This is a genomic window from Fibrobacter sp. (assembly GCA_017503015.1).
In the GTDB taxonomy this organism is placed as follows: Bacteria; Fibrobacterota; Fibrobacteria; order Fibrobacterales; family Fibrobacteraceae; genus Fibrobacter.
Genome location: JAFVTX010000060.1, coordinates 24,470 through 34,542 on the forward strand (window position 1 = coordinate 24,470; position 10,073 = coordinate 34,542).

Here is a 10,073-nt window from a genome sequence, read left to right on the forward strand (position 1 = left end):
GGTTGCAAAAACATCTAATTCCGAGTTCTGTATTTCGAATTCTGAATTTCCTCAAAATTTCACGTTCACCAGAAGCCCGCCGCCATCTTCGCCAAACTCCGGCAAGAACTGCATCCGCTCTCCGAAGGACTTGGATGATGTCTTGCGGTAAATGCGCATGGCGTCTAGCATGGAGACCACACGGTTCAGTACCAGCGCCCCTACCGACACCTGAAAGACAATCCGGCTGATGCGGTAGTTCCGCAGGCGGTTCTTGTATTCGTCGATATGTTCCGAAGTCTCGGGATTGTCGCTACTCCCCCAGTCCCACTGGATGTCGTCAGAAAATTCCTCGTTTGTCGCTTTGCCGGCGCGAATCATGGACTGGTTGTAGTCCTCGTCGTTATCCGGAGATGAATTCTGACCAGCCACGCCGCTACGGCTACGGTAGTCCCCCACCGTATTCAAAAGCGAAACTTTCTTGCTGGAAGTGTTGAGCCCCGCGTGGCGCACCGCATAATCGTGGGCCGAAGAAATGTAACGCTCCCCTACGTAGTAAGACCCCACCGCCGCCATCCAGAGGGCAATGTCAGTCCACATGAAGGGGCGGACCATCTCGCGCTCGTCCAGGTAAAGTTCACCCATGCCGGGCAAAAGAGCAGAAGCTCCCAATGCCACGGCAAGGCTCTTCTCGCTGTTCTTGCTCACACTTTCGTCAACAGAAATCACCACCTGGGAAAAAGCACAGGCCGCACAAAACAGAATGGTGAGAAAGAGGCGCATTAGAATCCCCAGCTGGCCTGGACCCCAACATCAAGCCCATCGAAGAAGCTCATGTAACTTTCGAAATGGAGCCTGTCGTACCAGGAGACATCTTCGGAGTAAAGTTCCTTGTTGTGGGCGTTGGCCGCAAAGGCCGCATCCACGGCAGAGACCAGATGGTTCAGGATAATACCCCCGAAGAACCAAACCTGCAGGTCGGCATAGTCGTTGGCCTTGCTACGCATATCGCGATACTTGGACTGGTTCTTGGACTTGCCAAGAGGAACAATTTCATCAACAACGGCCTCTTCCAGAAGCAGGTTCTGACCTAGGGCTACGGAATCCACATCATCCCAACCAAGCACATAGGACCTTTCGCTCACCAATTGATAAACACTGGAGTTGTCGTAGAAGTTCTTCTGGCTTGCAATTTCTTGACCTAGAGATTGCGGATTCGTCACAGAAAAACGATCCGTATGGGCCTTGTCATTGGTAAAGAGCTTGCCCTTGGTGTAACAGCCCGAAGCGTTTGCGTCACCATAAATTGCCTTGCAGAAATCTTCCCGGCTGGTCATGTAGCGGGTCTCGAACCGAGATTCTTCCGTTTCATCTGAAAGCTGATTCAAGTAGATGTCGCGCATCTGGGATTCGTAGCGGCCAATGGAGAAATGATTTTTGGCAAATTTCTTGTACTTGTTCACCTGCTTGTCGTACTTGTAAACGGTAAAGTAATACCAGCCACCCCAGAGGGCTGCCTCAAGAGCGAGGTAGACCGCACCGCGGGCGTAGTTGAAGGTAGAGCCACCTACATAAAGCTGGCCCGAACCGGGAACCACCAACGACATGAACAGGGCCTTACGAGGACTCCGGTACTTGCCTTTCATTTCGTCAATACTGTGGACCTTCGAGACCTTCACCGGGCCAAGCAGGTCGCGACGGCTGATGCTGCTGGAAGACGGGACGACCGCAACCTCAATTGAGCTGGACGAAACTTGTGAACTGGAAGATGCCTCGGAACTTGAAGACTCGACCGAGCTGGAGGATATAGCCGAGCTAGACGACACCTCTGAACTAGAAGACAAGCTATCCTGGGGAACTTCGCTGGACGAGGACAGTTGCAGAGAATCCGCCACAACGCTGCTGGAAGACTGCTGAAGGGTATCTGCCACGGCGATACTCGAACTAGACTGTACAGAGCTAGACAACGCTTCGGAACTGGAGGATTCCTGAACAGCGACACTGGAGCTGGAAACGACACTACTAGAAGATACTGCTGCAGAACTAGACAAGACTTCCGAGCTTGAACTCTGGGCCGTCACCGCCGCCTCGCTGGACTGGGCGGCCTCTGTTTCCGCCTCGAATTCCGCAAACAGGTCGCGGGGCTGGGCAAACGCCGATACCGCCAAAAGACTCGCCACGCAGGCGATAAAAGAAAACTTGCGCATACGGAAATAAAATAGAAAATTAGGTAAAGCGAGTTACGCCCTGCGGGCTAGTTACTAGTTACTAACTACGCCCTACGGGATAGTTTACAGACAAAAAAACCGCCCCCGAAGGAGCGGCTTTTTAAGATTTCTAGCAGTCCGAGAGAATTAAGCCTTCTCAGCGACTACCCAAACCTTGACCTGAGCTTCAACATCGCTGAACACCTTGATAGCGACGGTGTAAACACCGAGCTGCTTGATGGGTTCGTCGAGCTGAACCTGGGCGCGGCTAATCTTGACGCCGGCCTTGGTGATAGCTTCGGCAATGTCGCCTGCAGTGACGGAACCGTAGAGGCGTTCGCCTTCCACAACCTTGCGTTCCAGGTTGACGGAAATCTGAGCGAGCTTGGCGGCAACGTCGCCGGCAGCAGCGAGTTCCTTCTGGAACTGGGCTTCGAGGGCGGCACGGTTGGTTTCAATCTGGAGCTTCGCTTCCTTGGTAGCACGCACGGCGAGCTTGCGAGGGAACAGGTAGTTACGGGCGTAACCGTCCTTAACCTTCACGACGTCGAGCATCTTGCCCAGGTGAGGAACATTGGCCTTAAGAATAATTTCCATAGTCTAGTTCCTCCTATTAGCGAACGCTGTCCGATACAAAGGGGAGAATCGCCATCTGACGAGCACGCTTGATAGCCTCGTTCAGCATGCGCTGGTACTTGGCAGAGGTGCCGGAGATGCGGCGAGGAATGATCTTGCCGCGTTCGGAGATGAAGCGGCGGAGAGTCTTCTCGTCCTTGTAGTCGATAAACTTGACATTGTTTTCCGTGAACCAGCAAGTCTTCTTGCGGCGGATACGGGGTGCCTGTTTCTTATCTTCAAAAGCCATTATTCAGCCTCCCCTTCTTCTGCGTCAACCGGAATGATTTCTTCGGTGGACTGAGCCATATCCTGGTTGTAAACGATTTCGCTCATGGGATAGTCCACGAGGGTCATCCAGCGGAGAGCGTTTTCGTTGAGCTTGAGAGCGGCTTCCATGTTTGCCACTACGGCGGCTTCGGCCTTGTAGTAGAAAATCACGTAGTAGCCGTGCTGGCGCTTCTTGATGGTATAGGCGAGCTTGCGCTTGCCCCAATCGTCGCGGCGGAGAATTTCGCCACCGCCGTTGGTGATCATGGAGGCGATGTTCTCGACTTCGGCATTGATAGCGTCGTCGGAGATCATGGCATCGATAATCACCATGGTTTCGTACTGTCTCATAATGAGTCCCTTTGGTCTTTCGCCCAGGTCCACCATTGGCCCTGGGAGGGTTCCGGCCTTAAAAACCGGTGGACCAAATATAGAAAAAAGGGGCCTTTTGTCAAACCCCGGGGCTAAATTCCCAGGGTAAACCCGAAAATCAGGGCCCTGTTCCAATCCGAGACCCCCCTGTGAAAATACCTCTGGAAGCCTCCTTCCACGGTAAACCACAGGGAATAGGTGTTCTTTTGGGCCCAATCCCAGACACTCCGCAAATTGAAGCCCAAACCGGGGGTCATGGTCAGGAGCTGGGAATTGTTAAAGTTATGCTCGTAATGGACGGCCCCGAAAACCCCAAGGTATTTGGGGAACGCATACCCCATGCCAAACTCCAGCCCCGCCGAAAAGCCGTCCAGGGAGAACATCTTTTCGCAGTTGGTCGCCTTTATCGCAGAATCCGCCACCGAGGCGATTTCATCATCGTCGATATCGTCAATGTCGTCCCCATCCTTGGAGCGGTTCTTCCACTGCTCCCGAAGCTCCGAAATGTCCGTAGTTTCTAGCCCCACCAGAGGAGAAAGGTACATGGAAAAGTTTGAAAAAGACAGGTGGAACTTGCCGGACAGGCGGTACCGCTGGTACAAGACCGAAGTCCTGGAGTCCATCTCACCGCCGAAAAACCGGACTTCCACCCCTCCCGAAAACCAAGGCGTATAGAAGTAGTCCGCCTGACCCTGCCAGATTCCAACACAGTCGCATTTCTCGCTGGCGTCAAACACGCCCATGCCGATACCCACCGTAAAGCCCTTGCCCGTGTAGGCAGACTGTTTCGGGAGTGGTATGTCGGAAACGCTGTCCGCAGATTCGGCGGCAAACGCAAAGGAAACCCCTGCCAAAAGCAGGATTATGGCATAACGCGCAAACACAGGTAAAATGTACAAAAATTGCACAAAAATCGTCTCTTTTTCATTTTGCCGTGCTTTTCCAATGGAAATTTCGTATTTTAGGGTTTATACTAGGAGTTTTATCGCCAATGCTCAAACGCTTTTTCGCTCTCGTGACCCTGACTGCCGGACTTTGTTTTGCACAACTCGCCGCCGAACCCAAGGTGGCAGACGTCCAGCTCATGCAAGATTCTACAACCCATGCCCCCATGAAGATGGACTTTTCCAAGCCCCTGGTGGGTATCAACGATCCTGGCATCCTGTTCAGCCATTTCAGCAACCGTCCGCTGCTCATCTACTACTTCAGCCCCAAATGCCCCCACTGCCAGCGGCATTTTCCCGAAATCCAGGACCTGATGAAGGAGTATGAATCCGCAGGCCTTACGGGTATTGCCATCGGCCTTGGCGGCGGCATCAAGAAAAACGACATCCGCATGTTCATTGACCAGTTCCACGCCGTGATTCCCGTGTTCCAGGACGCAAACAGCAAGTTCGGTCCGGCTTACGGCACGGGCTACATCCCGGTGCTCTACTTTGTCCAGAGTGACGGCACCTTCTACCGCTATGAGACTTTGGACGAAGCCAACATGAACCACCTGAAGGCTACGCTGAACAAGGTGTTGAAGAAGTAATTCGGATTTTTGAATTCGGAGTTCGGAGTTTATAGCTTAAGATAATCAAGCTCTCTTCCTCCAGGGGTTACAGAACTTCGCTCGCAAAAAAGATTTAAGCAGCAGAAAACCCGGGCCTTTCGGTCCGGGTTTCTGTTTTAAGGAGAAAATGATTGTTCTCTTGACCGGCGACGATTACATCATGCCGCCCATGCCACCCATGGAGGGATCCATAGCAGGCGCTGCCGGCTTGGGTTCCTTCTTCTCGGTGATCACGCAGTCTGTGGTGAGAATCATCGAAGCGATGGAGGAGGCGTTCTTGAGGGCCGTGCGGGTCACCTTAGCCGGGTCGATGACGCCAGCCTTGATGAGGTCTTCGTAGGTGTCGGTCTTCGCGTTGTAACCGAAGGCGTCCTTGCCTTCCTTGACCTTGTTCACCACAACAGAACCTTCGAGGCCAGCGTTCTGCACAATCTGGCGGAGCGGTTCTTCGATGGCGCGGCGAATGATGGCGGCACCGGTCTTCTGGTCGTCGTTATCGAACTTGAGGGAATCGATGGCCTTCTCGGCACGGATGAGGGCAACGCCACCACCCGGAACGATACCTTCTTCGACGGCAGCGCGGGTTGCGTGCATGGCGTCGTCCACGCGGTCCTTCTTTTCCTTCATTTCGACTTCGGTAGCGGCACCGACCTTGATCACGGCAACGCCGCCGGCAAGCTTGGCCAGGCGTTCCTGGAGCTTTTCGCGGTCGTAGTCGCTGGTGGTGGTTTCGATCTGCTTCTTGATCTGACCGATACGGCCCTTGATGGAGGCTGCATCACCGGCACCTTCCACAATCGTGGTGTTGTCCTTCGTGATGGTGATGGACTTGGCCTGGCCAAGAACGGTGACCGGAGCATCTTCGAGCTTCGCGCCCGTGTCTTCGGAAACCAGCATACCGCCAGTGAGGATAGCGATGTCTTCGAGCATGGCCTTGCGACGGTCACCGAAGCCCGGGGCCTTGACGGCGGCGACCTTCAGGGTACCACGCATCTTGTTCACGACGAGCGTTGCGAGAGCTTCGCCATCCACGTCTTCGGCGATGATGAGGAGAGACTTGCCCTGCTTTGCCACGTGTTCGAGCATCGGGAGCAAATCCTTCATGGTAGAAATCTTCTTGTCGTACAACAGGATGTACGGATTCTCGAGGCTGACTTCCATGCTGTCGGTGTTGGTGACAAAGTAAGGAGAGAGGTAGCCGCGGTCGAACTGCATACCTTCCACGACGTCGAGCACTGTGTCAGCGGTCTTGGATTCTTCGATGGTGATGACACCGTCGTTGCCGACCTTTTCCATGGCGTTGGCGAGCAAGTCACCGATTTCGGGGTCGTTGTTCGCAGAGATGGTAGCGACCTGGGCAATGTGTTCCTTGCCGTTGATCTTCACGGCCATCTTGCCGATTTCCTTGATGACGGCGTCAACCGCAGCGTCCATGCCGCGCTTGATGTCCATCGGATTTGCACCGGCGGCCACGTTCTTGAGGCCTTCGCGGGTGATGGCCTGGGCCAAAACCGTAGCGGTGGTGGTACCGTCACCGGCAGCGTCAGAAGTCTTGTTCGCGACTTCCTTGGCCATCTGGGCGCCGAGATTTTCGTAGGCGTCTTCCAGTTCCACTTCTTTAGCGACAGTCACGCCGTCCTTCGTCACGTTCGGGGCACCGAAGGAGCGGGTGATCATCACGTTGCGGCCCTTGGGGCCGAGAGTTACCTTGACTGCGTTGGCGAGCTTGTCCACGCCCTTCATGAGGGATTCGCGAGCCGCCACATCAAACTTGAGTTGCTTTGCCATTTTGTTTTTCCTTTTTTATAAACTTTTTTTGATTAGAGCGTCGCGATGACGTCCGGTTCCTTCACGATGAGGTAGTTTTCGCCGTCGACGGTGACTTCGGTGCCGCTGTACTTGCCGTAGAGCACCACGTCGCCCACCTTGACTTCCATGGGGACGATTTCGCCCTTGTCGTTCTTGCGGCCTGGGCCCACGGCCACGACCTTGCCCTGCATGGGCTTTTCCTTGGCGTTATCCGGAATAAAGAGACCCGAGGAGGTCTTCTGTTCGGCTTCTGCCGGCTTGACAACAATTCGATCTGCTAAAGGCTTGATCATTTTTCTTTTCCTTTTTTGCGGACGGCCGCTTTCGCGGGGCCCTTTGTTTAAACACTGCCCAGAAGGGCGTTTTTGTTTTCGCCATCAAATCAGCAATTTCCGTGCCAAAACTTGCAAGTTCCATATCAAGGGGCGAAAACCGCGTTATGCTCCCCGATAACGACAAACGAGCTTCCGATTTATGGTGTTTTCTGGCCAAATTCCCGATTTTTGGCAAAAAAATTGCTACTTAGGAAACAAGCCCACCTAAAATCCCATTTCACCTAGATTTTTAACGTTTAATTTTGAAACATGTCTTCATGGCGTTTCAAATTTAACCACTTTGGGCCCTAGCCCCGAAGTTGTTTTATGTATTCCGCACTGCGGACCTTGTCGGCCGCCAGCAGGACCTCCTTCCTGGAAAGCCTCCTCAGCTTTTCTTCCATGCTACGATACTCCCTTTCGTAGATGGAACGAAATTTCTCCGTCATTTCTACCGGAGAAATACCCAAACCCCGAGCCAGAAGGCAAAAACTTTCGAATGAGGGAATGCGCTTGCCGCTTTCCATCATGGAAATGAATTGCCTCGTCAAACCTGATTCCATGGACAGCTGTTTCTGAGATATAAATGACTCCTTTCTCGTCCGCAGCACCAGTTTTTGGAATGCTATGCAAAAGATATCGTGATTGTGAGTCATGGCGCCAATTTTATCAAATCATGACGGGGAATCGTGCAAACAATTGTTACCAAATTACTACGATTTTGATAAAATCTTATTTACATTAAGCAAATAGGGCGGGCTCCGCCCTCCCTAAAACCCTCCCGGCGCTCAATAACCCACCACCTTCTAAACAAGGACCTCGGGTCGGCGGGTTATTTTCGCGGCCACCTTCGGTGGCTATGCGATAAGGGAGATGGCTCCAGGTTCTCATCCCTACTCAGAATAAAAAAGACCCCTCTCTTGCCGAGAGGGGCCTTTTTATGCGGGTGCCAGGACTCGAACCTGGAGCAGGGTAACGACCGGACTAGCCTAGATTCTCGTATAAAAAAACGGGCGGGCTAGTCCTCTCGCAACCGCCCCAGTTCAATAACTGGGGCTTTGTTGCTCACAAAGGACCCAGGTTCTCGCCCTATCGTCGGTATAAAAGAAGAATCCCCCTCTTTACGAGGGGGACTCTTCTTTATGCGGGTGCCAGGACTCGAACCTGGAGCCTTTTGGTTCGTAGCCAAACGCTCTATCCAGTTGGGCTACATCCGCATCGGTGCCCCAAATATAGCATTATCGGCCTACATGTCAAGGGATTTTCTTTAAATTTCTTGAAAGAATTACTAAATTTGGGCAAAAGAATCAAGTTCCGCGCAGAAACATAAAATGGTCAAGAACATTATTTTCAAGATACTGAACGCTCTCAAGTCCGCCTTCCTGAAAAAGAAAGTCATCCTGTGGCTGCTCATTTTGTTTCTGCCGGTCCTGCTTGTGGCGGCTACCGTCGTGGTCACCTACAACCACTTCTTGCCGGAACTACCTTCCCGCTCCCAGCTGGAACAGATCAACCCCAAACTGGTCACCAATATCTACGACATGAACGGGAAAATCGCCCACGAATACTACGTGGAGCGTCGAGAATGGGTCAGCTTCGACTCCATCCCCGAAAACGCCATCCGTGCGGTGATGGCCACCGAAGACCGTGAATTCTACAACCACTGGGGCATGAACGTTTGGGCCATTCCCTCGGCCATCATGGAAAGCGTCTCCAGCGGCAAGAAACTCCGCGGAGCCTCCACCCTCACTCAGCAGCTCACCAAGCTATTGTTCCTTACTCCGGAGCGTTCCATTTCCCGTAAGATCAAGGAGGCCATGACGGCCATCCGTATCGAGCAGACCTACACCAAACAAGAGATTCTCGAATTCTACATGAACGAGGTTTACCTGTCCGCCGGTAACTACGGTTTCCAGGCCGCAGGCAAGTACTATTTCGGACGCCCGCTGGATAGCCTTACCATTCCGGAGTTGGCCGTGCTGGCAGGCATGCTCCAGCGCCCCGAGGCCTACCGCCCCGACAGGCACCCCAAAGCATCTCTGGAACGCCGCAATACCGTGCTGTTTGCCATGATGGATGCGGGCTACATCAGCAAGGAAGATTACCGCAAGTATGTGGACACCCCCATCACCTTGGCCGAAAAAGAAGAAGAGAAAGGTGCGGGCCTCTACTTCTACGAAGAAATCCGCAAGTACATGGAAAAGAAGTACGGCGAAAATTCCCTCTATGCCGACGGTGTTTCCATCTATAGCACCATCGACCCCGATATCCAGGCCTACGCCGACAGCGTGGCACAGGTCCAGGTAGAAAAAGTCCGCCGACGCATCAAGTACCGCGCCACACGCCGCCTGTTCCTCGCAAACAAGTACGACATGCCCGAAGACAGCGTTGTCGCCCATTTCGACAGCATCTATACCCTGTTCAAAAAGGACTATCTGGCCAACGACACCAACCCGGATCCCAAGAAAAGACGTTTCCCCGACAGTATCCAGTATCACCACGCCGAAGTGGCCGCCATCTTGATCGAAAACGAGACCGGAGCCATCCGCGCCATGGTGGGCGGAAGCGACTGGAACAGCTCCCGCTGGAATCGCGCGGTGCAGTCCCTGCGCCAGCCGGGCTCCAGCTTCAAGCCTATCGTCTATGCTACCGCCATGGACAACGGGGCTTCCCCCTGCGACTCCGTGAACGACCAGCCCGTCACCATCCCCGACCCCGACGACAAGGACAAGAACAAGGTCTGGCGTCCGGCAAACTTCGGTCACGACTTTGAAGGAATGATGACGCTCCGCAAGGCCCTCTACAAGTCCAAGAACCTGCCCGCTATTCTTACCGGCATGAAATACGGGCTCAGCAACGTGGTGAATTACGCCCGCAAGTTCGGCATCGTAAGGGCTCCGCTCCTTGCAGTCCCGAGCCTTGCCCTGGGTTCCGTGGGCGCCACCCTGATGG

Annotated in this window: 11 protein-coding genes and 1 tRNA gene; 2 read left to right on the forward strand and 10 right to left on the reverse strand. The window is 53.5% G+C overall.

Annotation, left to right across the window (positions count from 1 at the left end):
• Positions 1 to 51: 51 nt before the first annotated feature.
• The 6 genes from IKB43_11285 to IKB43_11310 form a co-directional block, all read right to left on the reverse strand.
• Positions 52 to 762 carry a hypothetical protein gene (locus tag IKB43_11285; protein MBR2470710.1) on the reverse strand — a complete coding sequence of 237 codons (711 nt, stop codon included), beginning with the start codon at positions 760 to 762 and terminating at the stop codon, positions 52 to 54.
• On the reverse strand, positions 762 to 2,186 hold the full coding sequence (locus tag IKB43_11290; GenBank protein MBR2470711.1) for a hypothetical protein: 1,425 nt from the start codon (positions 2,184 to 2,186) through the stop codon (positions 762 to 764). The genes IKB43_11285 and IKB43_11290 overlap by 1 nt, the downstream gene beginning before the upstream one ends.
• Positions 2,187 to 2,333: 147 nt before the next feature.
• Positions 2,334 to 2,783, reverse strand: coding sequence for a 50S ribosomal protein L9 (rplI, locus tag IKB43_11295; protein MBR2470712.1), 450 nt, complete (start codon positions 2,781 to 2,783; stop codon positions 2,334 to 2,336).
• Positions 2,784 to 2,799: 16 nt separating this feature from the next.
• A complete protein-coding gene (locus IKB43_11300; GenBank protein MBR2470713.1) occupies positions 2,800 to 3,051 on the reverse strand; it encodes a 30S ribosomal protein S18 in 252 nt (83 codons plus the stop codon).
• Positions 3,051 to 3,422 (reverse strand): 30S ribosomal protein S6, encoded by a 372-nt coding sequence (gene rpsF / locus IKB43_11305; GenBank protein MBR2470714.1) that lies wholly within the window; start codon positions 3,420 to 3,422, stop codon positions 3,051 to 3,053. The genes IKB43_11300 and rpsF overlap by 1 nt, the downstream gene beginning before the upstream one ends.
• Positions 3,423 to 3,535: 113 nt before the next feature.
• Positions 3,536 to 4,327 (reverse strand): hypothetical protein, encoded by a 792-nt coding sequence (locus IKB43_11310; GenBank protein MBR2470715.1) that lies wholly within the window; start codon positions 4,325 to 4,327, stop codon positions 3,536 to 3,538.
• A 107-nt stretch (positions 4,328 to 4,434) separates the two neighbouring features.
• Here IKB43_11310 and IKB43_11315 point away from each other — a divergent pair, with 107 nt between their 5' ends.
• Positions 4,435 to 4,977, forward strand: coding sequence for a TlpA family protein disulfide reductase (locus IKB43_11315; protein ID MBR2470716.1), 543 nt, complete (start codon positions 4,435 to 4,437; stop codon positions 4,975 to 4,977).
• Between the two features lie 174 nt (positions 4,978 to 5,151).
• Here IKB43_11315 and groL read toward each other — a convergent pair whose 3' ends face one another.
• The 4 genes from groL to IKB43_11335 all read right to left on the reverse strand — a co-directional run bounded on the left by groL (position 5,152) and on the right by IKB43_11335 (position 8,338).
• Complete coding sequence (groL, locus tag IKB43_11320) at positions 5,152 to 6,786, reverse strand: chaperonin GroEL (GenBank protein ID MBR2470717.1); 1,635 nt, start codon at positions 6,784 to 6,786, stop codon at positions 5,152 to 5,154.
• A gap of 32 nt (positions 6,787 to 6,818) precedes the next feature.
• Positions 6,819 to 7,100: a co-chaperone GroES gene (groES, locus tag IKB43_11325; protein MBR2470718.1), complete on the reverse strand. Its 282-nt coding sequence runs from the start codon at positions 7,098 to 7,100 to the stop codon at positions 6,819 to 6,821.
• A 329-nt stretch (positions 7,101 to 7,429) separates the two neighbouring features.
• A complete protein-coding gene (locus IKB43_11330; protein MBR2470719.1) occupies positions 7,430 to 7,684 on the reverse strand; it encodes a helix-turn-helix transcriptional regulator in 255 nt (84 codons plus the stop codon).
• A gap of 580 nt (positions 7,685 to 8,264) precedes the next feature.
• Positions 8,265 to 8,338 (reverse strand) — tRNA-Arg (locus IKB43_11335).
• 114 nt (positions 8,339 to 8,452) lie between these two features.
• Here IKB43_11335 and IKB43_11340 point away from each other — a divergent pair.
• The coding region (locus tag IKB43_11340; protein ID MBR2470720.1) for a transglycosylase domain-containing protein at positions 8,453 to 10,073 on the forward strand (1,621 nt) is incomplete at its 3' end.

Bases quoted from the DNA above. Each gene is read 5' to 3' on its own strand.
- IKB43_11290 (MBR2470711.1), bottom strand. From the start codon at position 2,186: ATGCGCAAGTTTTCTTTTATCGCCTGCGTGGCGAGTCTTTTGGCGGTA.
- IKB43_11315 (MBR2470716.1), top strand. From the start codon at position 4,435: ATGCTCAAACGCTTTTTCGCTCTCGTGACCCTGACTGCCGGACTTTGT.
- rplI (MBR2470712.1), bottom strand. From the start codon at position 2,783: ATGGAAATTATTCTTAAGGCCAATGTTCCTCACCTGGGCAAGATGCTC.
- IKB43_11285 (MBR2470710.1), bottom strand. From the start codon at position 762: ATGCGCCTCTTTCTCACCATTCTGTTTTGTGCGGCCTGTGCTTTTTCC.
- groES (MBR2470718.1), bottom strand. From the start codon at position 7,100: ATGATCAAGCCTTTAGCAGATCGAATTGTTGTCAAGCCGGCAGAAGCC.
- groL (MBR2470717.1), bottom strand. From the start codon at position 6,786: ATGGCAAAGCAACTCAAGTTTGATGTGGCGGCTCGCGAATCCCTCATG.
- IKB43_11300 (MBR2470713.1), bottom strand. From the start codon at position 3,051: ATGGCTTTTGAAGATAAGAAACAGGCACCCCGTATCCGCCGCAAGAAG.
- rpsF (MBR2470714.1), bottom strand. From the start codon at position 3,422: ATGAGACAGTACGAAACCATGGTGATTATCGATGCCATGATCTCCGAC.
- IKB43_11330 (MBR2470719.1), bottom strand. From the start codon at position 7,684: ATGGAATCAGGTTTGACGAGGCAATTCATTTCCATGATGGAAAGCGGC.